Origin of the sequence: Microbacterium mitrae (assembly GCF_008017445.1) — a bacterium.
GTDB classification, from domain to species: domain Bacteria; phylum Actinomycetota; class Actinomycetes; order Actinomycetales; family Microbacteriaceae; genus Microbacterium; species Microbacterium mitrae.
On sequence record NZ_VRSW01000001.1, the window covers coordinates 16,739 to 33,484 of the forward strand.

Below are 16,746 nucleotides of genomic sequence, written 5' to 3' on the forward strand. Positions count from 1 at the left end.
TATTCGACTCGCGGAACCATGTCAAGGGGTGCTCGAAATCGTCAAGACTCGCGCCGCAAGACAGGGGATGATGGCAGGTGGGGGATAACCCCCGCCTGGTGTGAGGACAACGCCAGTGTGACTCGACCGCCGAAAATCTAGCGTGGGAAACATGAAATCAACCGTCACGCCCATTCTTGGCGCTGTCGCCCACCTCTGGGCGCTGTTCTTTGTCGGGATCGCCGCCCTTTCCGTCATGATCGCGCTGATCGCCGCTGGGGCGAGTCTGCTGGTCGTGCTCGGAATCGGCCTGATCCCGCTCGCGATCGCGGTGTTGGCACTGGCCGGCATTGCGCGAATGGAAGAGTCCCGCGTCGCTGGACTGTTCGGCTTCGACATTCCACCGCACCCATACGCACGATCCACCCGCACCGACTGGCTGCGCATTCCGCACACCCTCTGGTTGCAGGCGAAAGATGCCCGCAACTGGATCGGCGCGCTGCACTTCACCATCATGTTCGTGCTGGCGTCGGTCGCCATCGGCCTTCTCGGTACCATCCTGTCGGCGATCACCGTGCTCATTGGTTCCGCACGGTTCGCAGACCGCGACTTCTGGATTCTGTTCTTCGGACCACTGCACGGCAGCACGGCTATCATCACCGCGATTATCACGATCGTGGTCAGCATCGGCCTGCTTCTCGCACTGGGGCTCGCGCACCGCGAAATTTCTCGCTCCATGCTGGTTCCGTCTCGCGAAGCACAGCTGCGCGCTCAGGCCGATGTTGCCACGCAGCGTCGCCAGGAGGCGATCAACGCGGCAGGCATCGAGCGCAGCCGCATCGAGCGTGACCTTCATGACGGTGTTCAGCCGCGTCTGGTCTCTGTCGGCATGACGCTCGGCATGGCCAAGAACAAGCTCGCAACCGACCCCGAGGCGGCAGCCGCGCTGATCGATGAGGCGCACCTCTCCACGAAGGCGGCAATTACCGAACTTCGCCAACTGGCGCGGGGGATTCACCCCGCCGTGCTTGATGACCGCGGCCTCGACGCTGCGCTATCAGCCCTCGCGGCGCGCTCCCACGTGCCCGTTGTGCTCGATGTGCAGCTCGGCACGCGCTGCAGTAAGCCGGTCGAGGCGGCTCTCTACTTCGCCATCGCCGAAACCCTCACCAACGCTGCCAAGCACTCCCAGGCACACCAGGTTCGCGTCACCGTGCGCGAACGCGACGGCGGGCGCATTTGGGCGCGCGTTGAAGACGACGGAACCGGTGGTGCGGTACGCACGCCGGGCGGCGGAATCGACGGCATCGCCGGGCGCATCGCGTCCGTCGGCGGCACGTTCTCCCTGACCAGCCCCATGGGCGGCCCAACGACGGTGGAAGTGAGCGTGCCATGCGCATCATGATTTGTGAAGATGCTGTGCTACTGCGTGAGGGGTTGGTTCGGCTGCTGGACGATGCCGGCCACACCGTGGTCGCGGCCCTTCCCGACGCGAGCGGGCTGATGGCGGCGGTGGCTGAGGACGCACCCGACCTACTGATTCTCGATGTGCGTTTGCCGCCGACATTCACTGACGAGGGCATCCGCGCCGCACTCGCGGTGCGAGCGGCCAATCCGAACATGGCGATCCTCGTGCTGAGCCAGTACGTCGAAGAGCGCTACGCGACAGAACTCATCACCGCCAACTCGGCGGGCCTCGGCTACCTCCTGAAAGACCGCGTCGCAGACGTGACGGAATTTCTGGAGAGCGCGGCCAACGTCGCCGGCGGCGCGACGGTGCTTGATCCGGAGGTTGTCGCGCAGCTTCTAAGCCGTCGCCGCCGCGACGCCCGACTGGAACGCCTCACCGAGCGTGAGCGCGACGTACTGGCGCTCATGGCGCAGGGCAAGTCCAACAGCGCCATTGCAGCCGCGCTGTTCATCTCCGAGGGTTCCGTTGAGAAACACATCTCCGCCCTCTTCACCAAACTCGACCTCGAGACCAGCGCATCCGATAACCGTCGCGTTCTCGCCGTCTTGACGCACCTCGGTGCGGATTCTGGAGCAACATCATGACGAACCACACTGATCACAACGAAACTCTCCAAACGCCCCGCCGAGGTCGCGCAACCGCAGTCGCCTTCACCGTCATCGGCTTGGTGATTGCCGGCGCCGGAACCACGGCGGCCGCCGCCAGCGCCGCGCGCTTCAACGACAAGCAGAGCGATGTGCTGACAGCAGACGTGGCCGGCATTTCCCAGCTGGACCTGGAGAGCGCCGTGGCTTCGCTTCGCGTGGTGTTTGCTGACACCGATGTGGCCACGCTCGACGTGCAGAGCACCAGGCCCAGCGGCATCAGCGATTGGAGCCTGCAGGTCACCGGCGACACCCTCACCCTCGATCACGCGGGCAGCTGGTGGAGCGGCGGTTCATTCTTCGGCGTTTACGGGGAAGAAACGCTCACCCTGACGTTGCCTCGTGAGCTTAACGGCAGACTGCAGCTCGAACTCGACAACAGCGCGGGGGATGCCGTCATCGAAGGCGACTTCGTGAGCGTCGAGGCCAGCGTCAGTGCCGGCGACCTTCAGCTGACCGGCGCCGTCACAGATCTCGATCTTTCGCTTGGTGCCGGCTCCGCCCAGCTCTACGTAGCCGACGTTGACACTCTCGACGTCGAGGTGAGCGCAGGCTCGGTGCGCGGTGCCGTTACCGGCTCTGCTCCCACATCAACCACCATTGAAGTCTCGGCGGGCGATGTCAACCTCGAAATGCCTGACGAGACCTACCGGGTCAATCGTGATGTGTCGTTTGGCGATGTGTCGGTTGATCTGGCCACCGACTCCGCAGCTACCCGCACCATCACGATCGAGGCATCTGCAGGAGATGTGACGCTTCGCCGCGGCGAGTAGCGCACAACGTTGAAGGGCCCCGGCGAGTGCCGGGGCCCTTCAACGTTGTACAGAACCTAGATACCGAGATCGGCAGCGAAGTTTGCGTCTTCCAGACGGGCCTTGATGGCACCGAGGAAGCGCGCTGCGTCGGCGCCGTCAATGATGCGGTGGTCGTACGACAGCGCAAGGTAGACGTATGAACGAACGGCGATTGCCTCGTTGCCATCAACCTTGACGATGCCCGGGCGCTTCACAACGGTTCCGGTGCCGAGAATTGCCGACTGCGGCAAGAACACGACCGGCGTGTCAAACAGCGCGCCACGCGAACCGGTGTTGGTCAGCGTGAACGTGCCGCCAGCAAGCTCGTCCGGCTTGAGCTTGTTGTTGCGCGTGCGGTCGGCCAGGTCGGCGATCTCGCGCGCAATCTGCGCGATGTTCTTCGACGCGGCGTCACGCAGAACCGGCGTCAGCAGGCCGCGCTCGGTGTCAACAGCGATGGAGAGGTTCTCGGTTGCCGGGTAGACGATGTTGTCGCCGTCTACCGTCGAGTTGATAACCGGGTACGCGCGCAGTGCCTCAGCAGCTGCCAGCGCAAAGAACGGCAGGAACGACAGCTTGTCGCCGGTCTTCGCGAGGAATTCCGCCTTCGTCTGGTCGCGGAAGTTCGCGACCTTCGTGACGTCAACCTCAACGACCGTGGTCAGCTGTGCGGTCTGCTGCATCGACTCGACGGCGCGCTGTGCAAGAACCTTGCGCAGACGCGACATCGGAACCGTGGTGCCACGTAGCGGCGACGCCTCCAGCTTGACTGCCGGGGCAGCGGCGGGAGCAGCGGCTGCTGCCGGGCTCTGTGCTGCCTTGAGAACATCTTCCTTGCGGATGCGGCCACCAACACCGGTGCCCTGCACGGTCGTCAGGTCAACGCCCTGCTGGGCTGCCAGGCGACGAACGAGCGGGGTGACGTACAGGCGGTCATCGCCCTCGGCAGGAAGCACAAGCTTCGGAGCCGCGGGAGCTGCAGGTGCTGCCGGTGCTGCCGCAGCTGCGGGCGCTGCCGCCGGAGCCGGAGCTGCCGCAGGAGCAGGTGCTGCCGCGGGGGCCGGTGCTGCTTCCGGAGCGGGAGCGGGAGCGGGAGCGGCGGGTGCTTCAGCGACTGGAGCCGCAGGAGCCGCCGGAGCGGAACCGGAACCAACGCGGGCGAGTACGGAGCCGACGGCGATCGTCTCGTCTTCGGCTACCAGAATCTCGTGGAGCGTTCCGGCAACGGGCGACGGAATTTCGGTGTCAACCTTGTCGGTCGAAATCTCAAGCAGCGGTTCGTCGATAGCAACGTCGTCGCCAACCTGCTTCAACCAACGGGTGACGGTGCCTTCGGTCACGCTCTCGCCGAGTTCGGGGAGCTTGACCTCGGTCGAGTCGCCCGAGGCGGCAGGTGCTTCAGCTGCCGGTGCTTCTGCAGTCGGCGCTGGTTCCGCTGCCGGAGCCTCAGCCGGTGCAGCCTCAGCCGCCGGTGCCTCTGCGGCCGGAGCCGGGTCAGCGGGGGCCGCGCCGGAGCCGTCGCCGATCTTCGCGAGAATCGCGCCAACCTCGACGGTCTCGTCTTCTTGGACGAGGATCTCCTCGATCACGCCGGAAACAGGCGACGGAATTTCGGTGTCAACCTTGTCCGTCGAAATCTCGAGCAGGCCCTCGTCAGCCTGGACCGTGTCGCCGACTTGCTTGAGCCAGCGGGTGACCGTTCCCTCAGTCACGCTCTCGCCGAGAGCGGGGAGGACCACGGATGTGCTCATGTCGATGTCTCCTTCATGATGCTGCTTGTGACGTATCTAGCTTAGTGACGTAATGGCATACGTCACGACAATGCGTGAAGCGGTTTCCCGGCCAGTGCCAGGAATGCCTCGCCCAGCGCTTCGCTCTGGGTGGGGTGTGCGTGAATCAGCGGGGCAAGATCTTCCGGCAGAGCCTCCCAAACGACGGCCAGCTGACCCTCGGTGATCAGCTCGCCGACACGGTCGCCCAGCAGGTGTACGCCAATGATCGGGCCGTCGATTTCACGGATAACCTTCACGAAACCGCCGGTGCCGATGATCTCGCTCTTGGCGTTGCCCGCGAGGTTGAACTCGTAGGCCTTGATCTTGTCTGCACCAAACTTCTCTGCGGCCTGCGCCTCGTTGAGGCCGACCGAGGCAATTTCGGGGGAGCAGTAGGTGATTTTCGGAACCTCGACATCGGGCACCGCCGCAACCGTCTGGCCATCGATGCGCTCAGCAACCGCGATGCCGTGCTGGAACCCGCGGTGCGCGAGCTGCAGACCGGGAACAATATCGCCGACGGCCCAGACGCCCGGAATATTGGTGCGAAGTTCGTCATCGACGATCACGAAGCCGCGGTCCATCGTGAGGCCCGCCTCTTCAAAACCGAGGTTGGCGGTCGCGGGGCCGCGACCAACCGCGACGAGCAGATAGTCACCCTCGAGGGTAGAACCGTCCTCCATCGTGACCGTCACACCGGTGTCCGTCTGCGTGGCCGACTGGAATCGCACGCCCAGCTTCGACGTGATGCCACGGCGGCGGAACGCGCGCTCCAGGCCCTTGCTGACGGCCGCGTCTTCGTTCGGAACCAGGCGGTCGAGCGCCTCAATAATGGTGACCTCGGCACCGAAAGCGTGCCACACGCTGGCGAACTCGACGCCAATGACGCCGCCACCGAGGATCAGCACCTTCTTCGGAATCTCCGGCAGCGTCAGTGCTTGCTCGCTCGCGATGATGCGACCCGAAATCTCCAGGCCCGGGAGTGAACGTGAGTATGAACCGGTGGCGAGAATAACGTTCTCACCCTGGTACACGTCGTCTCCGACGATCACCGTGCGGTCGGCGCCCAGCTTGCCTTCACCCGAAACGACCGTGATGCCACGAGCCTTGACCAGGCCTTCCAGACCCTTGAACTTCTTGGCAACGATGTTGTCACGGTACTTATGAACTCCCGCGATATCGACGTTCTCAAAAGTCGCTCCGACGCCATAGGTTGCGGCCGTCTTGACGGTGTGGGCCACTTCGGCAGAGTGCAACAGTGCCTTCGTGGGGATGCAACCGCGGTGCAGGCAGGTTCCGCCGACCTTGTCCTTCTCGATGAGGGCAACGGTCTTGCCGAGCTCAGCAGCACGGAGAGCGGCAGCGTATCCGCCACTACCGGCACCAAGGACGACGATGTCGAAGGTGTGGGTGGTCATTTATTTCCTCCTGGGAAGTCGTTTGCGTGCCGGGTTAGGCGTTGCGCGTAACGAGGTTGATGAGGGAGCGAACGCTCGCTCCGGTTGCGCCCTTGTCGGTGTAGCCGTAAGGGGAGCCCTTGTGCCAGGCAGAGCCCGCGATGTCGAGGTGTGCCCAGGGAATGCGCGGCGCATCGTCAGCATCGCTGGTCTTGCCGACAAAGCGGCGCAAGAACAGGCCGGCAAACGATGCGCCACCGGCCGAGTCGCCGATCTTGGCGTTTTGCATGTCGGCGATGGGGGAGTCAAGCTCCGACTCCATGTGCTCGGGCAGCGGCATGTGCCACGCAAGCTCGTCTTCCAGCGCGGCAGACTCCAAGTACTCTGCGACGATCTCCTCATCGCCGAATACGCCGGTGTGGCGCATTCCCAACGCCACCAGGATCGCTCCCGTCAGCGTCGCGACGTCGATGATGACATCGGGGTGTTCTTCGCTGGCCGCGGCGATGCCGTCGGCAAGCACGAGGCGGCCTTCAGCGTCGGTGTTCAGAACCTCCACCGTGGTTCCGTCAAAGTGCGTCAGCACATCGCCCGGGCGAATGGCGCGGCCAGAGGGCATGTTGTCGGTGATGCACATCCAGGCCGTCACGCGGTTCGGGCCGCCGAGGCGAGCAGCCGCCTGCACGACGGAGAGCACGGTTGCCGCGCCCGCCATGTCATCCTTCATGCCGACCATGGCGGCGGCTGGCTTCAGCGAAAGACCACCGGTGTCGAAGGTGATTCCCTTACCCACGAGCGCGATGTGGCGTTCGGCGCCAGCCGGGTTGTAGTCGAGGTGCACGAGGCGCGGCGCGCGATCAGAGCCCTGTGCCACGCCCAGAATGCCGCCGAAACCCTTTTCCAGCAGAACGTTCTCGTCGTACACGGTCACCGTGACGGGCAAACCGGCGACGGCCTCAACCGCTGCCTCAGCGAGCTCCGACGGACCCATGTCTTGCGCGGGCATGGTCACGAGATCTTTGACAAGGGCGACGGCATCGCCAATAACAGCGGCGCGAGCGGCATCGGCCTCGCCGAACAGCACGACGGAGGTTGCCCGCTCAGCGGGCGATCCGGTCTTGTAGGAGTTAAAGGTGTAGGAACCAAGCGCTGCGCCCTCTGCGGCTTCCTCCGGGTAGTTGGCGGTCTCGCCGGTCAGCACCAGGCCGATCGTGTTGAAGCCTGTCGTGGTGCGAACAACCTGGCCGACGATCGTGCGCACGGCATCAGCGTCGACGTCCTTTCCTGCGGCCGCGACCAGAATCGGCTTGTCGGTGACCTCCGGCAGCGAAACCCGCATCGTGGTTCCGGCCTTGCCCTTGAATCCGGTAGCTACCAGGCTCGCTTCCAGACCCGGCCATGCGCTGAGCGCCTCGGCTTCAGAAAAAGTGCCGACAACAACAACCAGCAGGTCGACGTCGGAAGAAAGGGGAGATTCGGACGAGGCCACGAGATCAGCGACAGACATGGTTCCTATCCTAGTTTTCTCGAGCGGCTCTCGGTCGTGTTTGCCGCGGGCGCGGCGCAATCCAGGCGGCGAATGATGTTGACTCTGGGGTGGTGTTCGCTGTCAGCGTCAGCCCGCCGCGGGTGTCTCTGGGGCTCGTAGCATGGTGATGTGCCCCAGTCTGATGCTCTGTATGAGCGCGTAGCTCACGGTCCTGAAGTTCCGCGCGGTCTTCCGCTTGTCGTCTTGATGACCGGATTCACCGACGCCGGTGCCGCCGTCTCTGGCACGGTCGACTTCATGCGGGTTCACGCCGACCTGCAGCCCGTTGCCATCTTCGACAATGACGTGCTGCTGGACTATCGGGCCCGACGCCCCATCGTCACGTTCGATGCCGACCACCTCACCGACTATGTTCCGCCGCGCCTGGAGCTGTGCCTGGCGCGCGATGCCCTCGGGCAGCAGTTCCTTCTGCTTGCGGGTTACGAGCCTGACTTCGCATGGGAGGCGTTTGCCGACGCCGTGCTTGATCTCGCCGATGACTACGCGGTGAGCTCGATGACGTGGGTGCATTCCATCGGCATGCCCGTTCCGCACACCCGGCCGCTGGCGGTCACGGTCAGCGGCAACCGCCGTGACCTCATCGAGAGCTTTTCCGGCTGGCGGCCGCACACCCAGGTTCCGGCGACCGCAGGTCACCTCCTGGAGTATCGCTTTGCAGAAGATGAGCAGAGCGTTGCAGGGTTTGTGCTGCTGGTTCCGCACTATCTGGCAGACACCGACAATCCAGAGGCGACGATTGCCACGATCGAGTGGATCGCGCGAGCCAACGAACTGGCGTTCTTGTTTGACGACCTGAATCGCGACCTCGATGAATACCGAGGCAAGGTCGCGGAACAGGTGGCCGCGAATGAAGAGTTGCAACGGTTGATTGCGCGCTTGGAGCGGCAGTACGACTCGTACCGTGCCGGAACCACGGCAACGGGGGAGTCATCGCCGCTGCTGGGCGGGGCGCCGATGCCGTCAGCAGATGAGTTGGCCGCTGAACTTGAGCGCTACCTTGCTAACCGTCCGAGCGACGACGACAAGGGGAGCACGGCTTAGCGCGCGCCGTCGGGTGCTGGGTGCTGGGGAATGCGCGCAGTCGGGTGCTGGGGAATAAATGACGCGCTGACGCGTTGTTTTATTGCGTAGTTGTCAGTCGCGGGCGAAACCGTGTGAGACAATGAATCATCGACCCGTTGTCAGGGCTCTATTCGCGATCATCGCGGCGGAGGACTTGACAAGGGTCTTACTAGTGTCCGAAACCTCCGGATTCTCCGGTGAAAGGTGAAACGTGACCCCTGCCAGCAAGAACGCGCAGGCCCCTCAGGACGACGCTGAGAAGAAGGCCCCTGCGCGCAAGACCAAGGCGGCCACCGCAGCCTCGACCGCCGCGAAGCCTGCACCCAAGAAGGCTCCGGCAAAGACGGCTACGGCGAAGACGGCTACGGCCTCCGCGACGCCCAAGGCAAAGACGGCCAAGGCCGCGCCCAAGGGCCGCAAGAAGAAGAGCGACGACGATGATGTCCCCGAAGATGAGGACATCGACGCCGAAGAGGTCGAAATCGACGACACCGACGCTGCCGATGACAGCGACGCTGCCAAGGCGACGAAAGACGACGACGAAGACGACGACGAGGCGACTCGCAAGCCCGTTATGACGGAGCCGCTGCCGACCGGCGCAATCGTGCTGACGGCCTCTGACGAAGATGACGCACCCGTTTTCGCGACGCAGATCACCGGCGCGACGGCAGACCCTGTCAAGGACTACCTCAAGCAGATCGGTAAGGTTCCGCTGCTGAACGCGGCCGAAGAGGTCGAGCTCGCGATGCGCATCGAGGCAGGTCTGTTTGCCGAAGAGAAGCTGTCGACCATGTCGGCTGCTGACAAGCAGGCGCAGTTGGGTCTGGACCTCCAGTGGGTTGCCCGTGACGGTCAGCGCGCAAAAAGCCACCTGCTCGGCGCCAACCTCCGCCTCGTGGTTTCGCTTGCCAAGCGCTACACCGGCCGCGGCATGCAGTTCCTTGACCTGATCCAGGAAGGAAACCTGGGTCTGATTCGTGCGGTCGAGAAGTTCGACTACACCAAGGGCTTCAAGTTCTCGACTTACGCCACCTGGTGGATTCGTCAGGCGATTACTCGCGCCATGGCAGACCAGGCTCGTACGATCCGTATTCCGGTTCACATGGTTGAGGTCATCAACAAGCTGGCTCGCGTTCAGCGCCAGATGCTGCAAGACCTGGGCCGCGAACCCACCCCGGAAGAGCTCTCCCGTGAGCTCGACATGACCCCAGAAAAGGTCATCGAGGTGCAGAAGTACGGCCGCGAGCCGATCTCACTTCACACCCCGCTGGGTGAAGACGGTGACAGCGAATTCGGTGACCTCATTGAAGACACCGAAGCCGTGGTTCCGGCCGACGCCGTCGGCTTCACCATGCTGCAGCGTCAGCTGGAAAGCCTGCTCGACTCGCTCTCCGAGCGCGAAGCCGGCGTGATTCGCATGCGCTTCGGCCTCGGCGATGGTCAGCCGAAGACGCTCGACCAGATCGGTGACACGTTCGGTGTAACGCGTGAGCGTATTCGCCAGATCGAGTCCAAGACGATGGCCAAGCTTCGTCACCCCAGCCGTTCGCAGTCGCTTCGGGACTACCTCGAATGAGCACCGCGGCCAACGAGGGCAAGAATCTCGAAATCGTTGTTGACGGGGAGTCGTTCCAGCGCATCCCGATCAAGACCCGCGTGGTCATGCCGGGTGACAACCTCGATGAGTTCATCACCGAGTACGCCGGCGGCAAGGCCGTTGAAGGCGACGTCCTCTTCGTTACGGAGAAGATCGTCGCCATCACGCAGGGCCGCTCCTACCTGGTGAGCGACATTCAGGTGCGCCCGCTGGCGCGCTTCCTGTCGAAGTACGTCACCCGCACCCCGTACGGCATCGGACTCGGCATGCCCGAGACCATGGAGATGGCGCTGCGCGAGTGCGGAACGCCGAAGATCCTGTTTGCCGCCGCTGTTGCTGCCGTCACGAAGGCTTTCGGCCGCAAGGGCGACTTCTACCGCATCGCCGGCGACAAGGCTCGCGCGATTGACGGCCCGACGAGCGGAACCATTCCGCCGTACAACAAGGCTGTCGTGCTGGGCCCGGAGAAGCCGAAAGAGGTGGCGTACCACCTTAAGGAGCTGCTCGGAACCAAGGCAGGCGTTGCCGTGGTCGACATTAACGACCTCGGCGGCAACATCCTCGGATCGACCCTGCCGAAGGATGGCGAGGCGCGTCTCGTCAAGATCTTGAAGGACAACCCGCTCGGCCAGGGACACCAGTCCACGCCGCTCGGCATCATCCGCCGCGCATAGCAACACCCGCGCGTTTCGTCCGTGAGCCCCCTCCACAAGAGGGGGCTCACGGCGTTTCCGGCACCCCGCGCGGAACCCGTGGTTCCGGCACCCCGCGCGGAACCCGTGGTTCCGGGCGTGTGGTTCCGCCCGTGTGATTCCGCTCCCGTGGTTCCGAGCCCGTGGTGGTCCCGCTCCTGAGGTTCTGCCTCTCTGGTTCCGCCCCGAGGGTTTGCCCCTGTGGTTCCGCTCCTGTGGTTCCGCGCCATCCTGTTCTGCACGAGCAAAATCCTGTTCTGCACGATGAGATTGCGGATTAGGCGCGACACGCCGCAAATTTGGGCCAACAATGCATTTCACTCGTGCAGAACAGGATGAGGTCGGCTTGAGCCGGTCACCATCTGGCGGTTCGTTCCTCCCCAACGTGCAGTGCGCGCCGTGATTCCACAACTCGCGAGGTGGCGCCTCGCAAACTGCGCGGCGGCAGCACTCTTGGTGCATGGACGTGCGACATGCGATTCAGGAGTGCGGTGGAGTGGCGCGAACGTGCGAGCTCCGGCGATATGGCGTTTCGGGTGATGCCGTGGTGGCCGCGGCAGTCGACGGAACCGCGGTGCGACTTCGCAAGGGAGTGTACGCAAACGACGCGCGAAGCGCCGTCGCCGTAGCGGCTGCGCACGGCGGTTCTGTCACGTGCGTCAGCGCGCTTCGGGCGCATGGCATCTGGTTGCTCGACGCTGCGTCGTCATTGCACGTGAACGTCGGTATCAATGGCCGAGTTCATCCTCATTACAGGTGTGCGTGCATCGATCATCATGAGGGCAAGACAACGGTTTTCGGCGTAGCGTCGGCCGTCGATGCCCTCAAAGTTGCCTGGCGCTGCTTGACGCTTGAGTCGTACTTCGTGGCTTTCGAATCGGCGTGGAGGCTCGGGCTTCTCAGCGAGCAGAACCGTCGAAGCCTTATTGAGGCCGTTCCCGAGCGGATAGCATGTTGGCTGCGACGAGCGCGCGGTGATGCCGATTCCGGGCTGGAGTCGCTGTTCCGATTTCGAATGATGCTCATTGGCGTGGAATTTGAGTCGCAGGTGCGTATTCCGAACGTCGGACGTGTTGACTTCCGGTGCGGCAGAGTGCTGATTGAAATTGACGGACGCGCGAACCACGAAGGCGATTCAGAGCGTGCTCGAGACCTTGCCCGCGACGCCAACGCCGTCCAGCGTGGGTACGTCACCCTTCGATTCACATATGCGATGGTCGTTCATCATTGGCCGAGCACTCAGGCCGCTGTTCTCGCCGCGATCGACGACATGGCCTTCATCACGCCCGCTGACTCACTGTGACGCACGGCGCTTCGCCGCACGGCCATTGCCTATTTCGCCCGCATCCGTCCGGTCGCGCTACTCCAGGTGCGCCAGCTTGGTCGTATCAATCCTGTTGTGCACGAGTAAAAGCCGTCTGCAGGCTGAAATCACGGCGTGTCGCGCCATCGACGCGATTTGCTCGTGCAGAACAGGATTTTGCTCGTGCAGAACAGGGGTTCGCCGCGCCAAGTGGGCTTGGCTCGTGCGGAACAGGGTTTCACTGCGCCGACGCGGTCGTGTCGATCCTGTTGTGCACGAGTAAAAGCCGTCTGCAGGCCGAAACCACGGCGTGTCGCGCCTTCGACGCGATTTCACCGTGCAGAACAGGATTTTGCTCGTGCAGAACAGGGGTTCACCGCGCCAAAATGGGCGACAGGGCATAGCTCGCACCAGACGGAGCGTGGCTGGGGCGGAACAGGGGGTTACTTCTGCAGGCTGAAGCCGACGGCGTCTTCGTAGCGCTTGATGAGGCCGGTGCGCACCCCAGAAACCGACGGCTTCATCTGGAAGACCGACGAGTTGTGGTTGGCCTCAAGAATGGCAGGGCCCTCCGGCGTCAAGGCGACGTCCCAACCGACGTAGGGCGTGTGGGGGAGTCGGTGCGCCAACTGCTCGACCATCGCGACCATTTCGCGATACATCGGAACCTGGAACCCCTTGATGGCAACGCCGGTCGCCGGGTGCATTTCGTAGGCGTTGGAATGCTTGTCGACGGCGCCGTAGAGGGCCACGCCGTCATCGTCGAGCATGGTGAACATTCCGCCGCCGGCAAAGTTATCGATGACCCCACCGTTGCCGATGCGCAGTACGCCGGCGATGACGTGAAAAACGTCATTCTTGTCGAGGTAGGTGATCAGGCGCACCGTGTTCACCGAGCCGGGATACAGTCGCGCCATCTCGTCGTGCTGCACCAAAAACTGCTCAACGAGGGTCTGGTTCCGCTCAATGAGCAGTGCCCGAAACGCCTCGGCATCGGCCGCATCCGCTGCCTCGTACCGTCCCAAACCGTGCCCGCCAAAGCCGTCGGCGGGCTTGGCCATCACGGCGCCGTGCTTGACTACGAACGCCTGCACCTCATCGGCGGTGGCGGTCTTGGCGTCGATCCATTCCCGACCCATCACATCGGCAAAGTCAGCGTTGAACTGGAGTTTGTTCTCCATCACTTCGCGCGATTCGGCACCGTTGAGGGTCTTCGTCAGGCGGTATGACTTCGGGTGCGTCATCCACGTGCGACGCTCCTTCGCTTTCAGCAGGCGAATATCCCACACCGCGTAGTCGCGAAAACCCATCTCGTATCGCACCGAGCACCAAAGCATGTCGGCGATGATCACTGGCAGCGGCGCCTTACTGACGCGCTTGGTCTGCTTCGCGAACTCGACGATGTTCGATCCCGAAACGTTGCGGGCACGGTCGAAGAGATACTTCACACGAAGCGCGAGTTGAGCCATTGGTCGATTCTATCGGGCGCAGGTGCCGCAACCTGCGATCCCCCCTCATGCGCCGCAGGCGCCGGAACCTGCGCTCGCCAAAAGCACGCCGAGGCGCCGGAACCTGTGGCTGTGCCGTTCGGGCGCGGCTCAGTTTGTGCGGAGGTGGGGCGCGTAGACTGAAGGTTCTCATGTTCGGCGCCCGCAAGCGCAACGAAAGGCAGCGATTCCTGATGCAGATTGATCTGAAGGCGCGTGTTCGGTACCTCACGAACCGGCTCCGCAACTTCAACCCCGGACGCATCTGGGAGCTCGCGCAGAAGATTGGCAAGGAGCACAACCGTGCGACCTTCCCGATCTTCGTCGACATGCTCTATTCGGCCGCCTTCAAAGACACGGCCTTCATTGACTACTACGAGGCCGATTTCGCTTCGCTCACGCGTGCCGAGCGCAAGACGTTCATGACGTCGCTGCTGCAGCACCACATCGCGGTCAAGGTCAACGACCAGAAGATTGCCGAGGAGAACTTCATCTCCAAGCTCAACTTCAACCGTCGCTTCGAGAAGTACCTCGGCCGCGAGTGGCTCGACCTCAACATCGCTGACGCGGCGGCCCTCGAGGCCTTCGCCGAGCGTCACCCCGTCTTCATCGCTAAGGTTCCGATCAGCCGTGAGGGTCACGGCGTGTTCCGCTACGAGGCAAAAGACGTCACCGATTGGCCCGCCTTCTACGCAGAGCTCGTCTCAAAAGATCAGATGCTGATCGAAGAGAAGATCACTCAGCACCCCTACCTCGCCGAGTACTGCGCGGGCACCGTCAACACGACGCGCATCACCAGCTACTTCGACGGAACCGACGTGCACATCTTGGTGCGCGTGCAGAAGTTCGGTCGGGGTTCGGTCTCCGACCAGTTCTCCTGGGGCGGCTTCTTCACCATGCTCGACGAAAACGGCAAGGCCGTTGGCCGCGGCCACAACGGAAAGAACGACACGTTCTACGAAAACCACCCCGATTCGGGCAAGTCGATCATCGACTTCCAGGTTCCGCTGTGGGATGAGGTCGTGGCTCTCATCACCGAGGTCGCGCAAATCGTGCCCGAGGTTCCGTACATCGGGTGGGACGTCGCCGTCGGCCCGAACAGCCCCATTCTCATCGAGGGCAACTGGATTCCGGGTCTCTACGAGTCCCGCGTTCTTGCCACCGGCATCCGCCGCGGCACCCGCCCCGCGCACGAAGCGGTCATGACCTTCTAACGCGTCATGGAACCCCTCGTCTCGTCACGCACGCTGCCGCTTCTCCAAGTCAGTCGTTCCGCCATCCAGCGCAACCTCGAACCGCTCGATCGCCGCGCGCTGGTGAGCGTTGAGCACGATGCGCTCGGTATGGGTGCGGAGGTGGTGGGCGAGATCGCACGTATACTCGGCTTTCTCGGCGTGCGCATGAACGCCGACGGGATCGAGGTGTTTGACGACAAGCCGCGTCCGCGCGGCGGCGAGGCGCACGGCATTGATGTGGTCGCCGGACTCGTTGACGGAACCACGCCGGCAGTCCGCTTCGCGGGTCATGTGCTGGGCGTGAAAGACCTGAAGGCTGGCGAGGGTGTCTCGTACGGATACACGTTCGTCGCGCCCACAGATACCCGCGTAGCGCTCGTCACAGGTGGCTACGCGCAGGGTTTGGTTCGGGCGCTGGGCAACAACCTCGACCCGCTTGTCGCCGGCGCCCGCCGCCGGATCGTGGGTCGCGTTGCCATGGATGTGTGTGTTGTCGACATTGGTGACGCCAGCGTCCACGCCGGAGAAGACGTCGTCTTCTTGGGCGATAGCGAGCGCGGCGAGCCGACCATCGCCGAGTGGGCGAAGATCACCGGCATGCAGGCAGAAGAATTGGTCGCGCCCCTCGGGTTGCGCGCCCGTCGGGAGGTGGTCGCATGACGCAGCACCGTGAAGCCGTGGCGCCGGCCGAACTGGTTGTCGACCTGGACGCCTTGGCCGCGAACATTGCCACGATTCGCGCACGGGTGGCTCCGGCTGAACCGATGCTTGTTGTCAAAGACGACGCGTACGCGCACGGACTGGTGCCGATTGTGACGCGGGCGTGGCGCGAAGGCGTGCGTTGGATCGGCGCGCTGGATGTCACCACGGGCATGCAGGTGCGCGAGGCCCTCGGTGATGAAGCGCGAATCTTCGCGTGGATGTTGGCCGGGGCTGACGATATTGCTGATGCGATCGCCGCTCGCCTCGACTGCGGCGTGGGATCGGAACCATTGCTCGACGAGATCGCCGCGGCAGCGGGAGACGAGCCGGTCGCCGTGCACCTCAAGATCGATACCGGGCTGCACCGAAACGGGGTTCGTCCGGAGCGATGGCAGGCCTTCGTTGCTCAGGCGCACGAGTATGAGCTGGCCGGTCGCATTAGGGTTGCCGGCATCTGGTCGCATATCGCCGAAGCATCAGATGACGACGATGACGTTTCGCGCGACGTGTTCGACACCGCCGTCGCCGCCGCTCGCGCCGCGGGGCTTCGCCCGCAGAAGCTGCACCTCGCGGCCAGCGCCGCGGCTTTCGCGCGCCCCGAGTTTCGCTACGACATGGTGCGAATCGGCGCTTTTGCCTATGGCATCCGCTCGACCGACGGCCCGGCTGACGCCGACCTCGGCATCACGCCGATCGCAACCCTGCATGCCGGAGTCCGTCATGTCAGCGCCGACGCTGTGGTGATTGACGCCGGCTGGAACGCCGTACCATCAACGGCAGCGAACCAGGTCGCCATCCAGACACCTGCTGGCCCTCGTGCCGTTAATCGCATTGGGTCAGACCTCATTGTGTGCGAGCCGTGGCCCGCTGTACCCGGCGATCGCCTCGCGCTCTTTGGTGGTTCCGCTCTCGAATCTGCCACCGACATTGCGGAGCGAATCGGAACCATTGGTGAAGAAATCGTGCTGCGCATCAGCCCAGAGATCCCGCGACGCTACCTGCCATAGCGCTCGCTCATTGGGCGCGTAAAGCAGAAAAGGCACCGAATAATCGGTGCCTTTT

The 16,746-nt window shown here is 63.5% G+C and carries 14 protein-coding genes; 10 read left to right on the forward strand and 4 right to left on the reverse strand.

Annotated elements, in window-relative coordinates:
- Positions 1–151: 151 nt before the first annotated feature.
- Genes FVP60_RS00085 through FVP60_RS00095 form a run of 3 tightly spaced genes read left to right on the forward strand, consistent with a single transcriptional unit; the run spans position 152 to position 2,867 of the window.
- Complete coding sequence (locus tag FVP60_RS00085; protein ID WP_147824258.1) at positions 152–1,384, forward strand: sensor histidine kinase; 1,233 nt, start codon at positions 152–154, stop codon at positions 1,382–1,384.
- Positions 1,372–2,034, forward strand: a complete 663-nt coding sequence (locus tag FVP60_RS00090; protein WP_147824259.1) for a LuxR C-terminal-related transcriptional regulator — start codon at positions 1,372–1,374, stop codon at positions 2,032–2,034. The genes FVP60_RS00085 and FVP60_RS00090 overlap by 13 nt, the downstream gene beginning before the upstream one ends.
- Entirely contained in the window at positions 2,031–2,867 is an 837-nt protein-coding gene (locus FVP60_RS00095) for a DUF4097 family beta strand repeat-containing protein (protein WP_147824260.1), read from the forward strand. The genes FVP60_RS00090 and FVP60_RS00095 overlap by 4 nt, the downstream gene beginning before the upstream one ends.
- 56 nt (positions 2,868–2,923) lie before the next feature.
- Here FVP60_RS00095 and sucB read toward each other — a convergent pair whose 3' ends face one another.
- The 3 genes from sucB to FVP60_RS00110 form a co-directional block, all read right to left on the reverse strand.
- Positions 2,924–4,639: a 2-oxoglutarate dehydrogenase, E2 component, dihydrolipoamide succinyltransferase gene (gene sucB / locus FVP60_RS00100; RefSeq protein WP_147824261.1), complete on the reverse strand. Its 1,716-nt coding sequence runs from the start codon at positions 4,637–4,639 to the stop codon at positions 2,924–2,926.
- 62 nt (positions 4,640–4,701) lie between these two features.
- Positions 4,702–6,078, reverse strand: coding sequence for a dihydrolipoyl dehydrogenase (gene lpdA / locus FVP60_RS00105; protein ID WP_147824262.1), 1,377 nt, complete (start codon positions 6,076–6,078; stop codon positions 4,702–4,704).
- A gap of 34 nt (positions 6,079–6,112) precedes the next feature.
- A complete protein-coding gene (locus FVP60_RS00110; RefSeq protein WP_147824263.1) occupies positions 6,113–7,564 on the reverse strand; it encodes a leucyl aminopeptidase in 1,452 nt (483 codons plus the stop codon).
- A gap of 150 nt (positions 7,565–7,714) precedes the next feature.
- Here FVP60_RS00110 and FVP60_RS00115 point away from each other — a divergent pair, with 150 nt between their 5' ends.
- The 4 genes from FVP60_RS00115 (at position 7,715) to FVP60_RS00130 (ending at position 12,260) form a co-directional block, all read left to right on the forward strand.
- Positions 7,715–8,647 carry a proteasome assembly chaperone family protein gene (locus tag FVP60_RS00115; RefSeq protein ID WP_147824264.1) on the forward strand — a complete coding sequence of 311 codons (933 nt, stop codon included), beginning with the start codon at positions 7,715–7,717 and terminating at the stop codon, positions 8,645–8,647.
- A gap of 232 nt (positions 8,648–8,879) precedes the next feature.
- Positions 8,880–10,244, forward strand: coding sequence for an RNA polymerase sigma factor (locus FVP60_RS00120; RefSeq protein WP_147824265.1), 1,365 nt, complete (start codon positions 8,880–8,882; stop codon positions 10,242–10,244).
- Positions 10,241–10,939 (forward strand): coenzyme F420-0:L-glutamate ligase, encoded by a 699-nt coding sequence (locus tag FVP60_RS00125; RefSeq protein ID WP_147824266.1) that lies wholly within the window; start codon positions 10,241–10,243, stop codon positions 10,937–10,939. The genes FVP60_RS00120 and FVP60_RS00125 overlap by 4 nt, the downstream gene beginning before the upstream one ends.
- A gap of 478 nt (positions 10,940–11,417) precedes the next feature.
- A complete protein-coding gene (locus FVP60_RS00130) occupies positions 11,418–12,260 on the forward strand; it encodes an endonuclease domain-containing protein (protein WP_147824267.1) in 843 nt (280 codons plus the stop codon).
- Positions 12,261–12,703: 443 nt separating this feature from the next.
- Here the strand turns inward: FVP60_RS00130 and FVP60_RS00135 are convergent, their stop codons facing one another.
- Positions 12,704–13,729, reverse strand: a complete 1,026-nt coding sequence (locus FVP60_RS00135; protein ID WP_147824268.1) for a sugar-transfer associated ATP-grasp domain-containing protein — start codon at positions 13,727–13,729, stop codon at positions 12,704–12,706.
- A gap of 170 nt (positions 13,730–13,899) precedes the next feature.
- Here FVP60_RS00135 and FVP60_RS00140 point away from each other — a divergent pair, with 170 nt between their 5' ends.
- From FVP60_RS00140 to FVP60_RS00150, 3 genes are read left to right on the forward strand one after another with little or no spacing between them, the layout of a single operon-like run.
- Entirely contained in the window at positions 13,900–14,961 is a 1,062-nt protein-coding gene (locus FVP60_RS00140) for a sugar-transfer associated ATP-grasp domain-containing protein (protein WP_187240518.1), read from the forward strand.
- Positions 14,962–14,967: 6 nt separating this feature from the next.
- Positions 14,968–15,642, forward strand: coding sequence for an alanine racemase C-terminal domain-containing protein (locus FVP60_RS00145; protein WP_147824270.1), 675 nt, complete (start codon positions 14,968–14,970; stop codon positions 15,640–15,642).
- Positions 15,639–16,691, forward strand: coding sequence for an alanine racemase (locus FVP60_RS00150; protein ID WP_147824271.1), 1,053 nt, complete (start codon positions 15,639–15,641; stop codon positions 16,689–16,691). The genes FVP60_RS00145 and FVP60_RS00150 overlap by 4 nt, the downstream gene beginning before the upstream one ends.
- Positions 16,692–16,746: the final 55 nt, after the last annotated feature.

Excerpts from the sequence above, each read along its gene's own strand:
- FVP60_RS00085 (WP_147824258.1), top strand. The coding sequence starts at position 152 with ATGAAATCAACCGTCACGCCCATTCTTGGCGCTGTCGCCCACCTCTGG.
- FVP60_RS00090 (WP_147824259.1), top strand. The coding sequence starts at position 1,372 with ATGCGCATCATGATTTGTGAAGATGCTGTGCTACTGCGTGAGGGGTTG.
- FVP60_RS00095 (WP_147824260.1), top strand. The coding sequence starts at position 2,031 with ATGACGAACCACACTGATCACAACGAAACTCTCCAAACGCCCCGCCGA.
- sucB (WP_147824261.1), bottom strand. The coding sequence starts at position 4,639 with ATGAGCACATCCGTGGTCCTCCCCGCTCTCGGCGAGAGCGTGACTGAG.
- lpdA (WP_147824262.1), bottom strand. The coding sequence starts at position 6,078 with ATGACCACCCACACCTTCGACATCGTCGTCCTTGGTGCCGGTAGTGGC.
- FVP60_RS00110 (WP_147824263.1), bottom strand. The coding sequence starts at position 7,564 with ATGTCTGTCGCTGATCTCGTGGCCTCGTCCGAATCTCCCCTTTCTTCC.
- FVP60_RS00125 (WP_147824266.1), top strand. The coding sequence starts at position 10,241 with ATGAGCACCGCGGCCAACGAGGGCAAGAATCTCGAAATCGTTGTTGAC.
- FVP60_RS00130 (WP_147824267.1), top strand. The coding sequence starts at position 11,418 with ATGGACGTGCGACATGCGATTCAGGAGTGCGGTGGAGTGGCGCGAACG.
- FVP60_RS00135 (WP_147824268.1), bottom strand. The coding sequence starts at position 13,729 with ATGGCTCAACTCGCGCTTCGTGTGAAGTATCTCTTCGACCGTGCCCGC.
- FVP60_RS00140 (WP_187240518.1), top strand. The coding sequence starts at position 13,900 with ATGTTCGGCGCCCGCAAGCGCAACGAAAGGCAGCGATTCCTGATGCAG.
- FVP60_RS00145 (WP_147824270.1), top strand. The coding sequence starts at position 14,968 with ATGGAACCCCTCGTCTCGTCACGCACGCTGCCGCTTCTCCAAGTCAGT.
- FVP60_RS00150 (WP_147824271.1), top strand. The coding sequence starts at position 15,639 with ATGACGCAGCACCGTGAAGCCGTGGCGCCGGCCGAACTGGTTGTCGAC.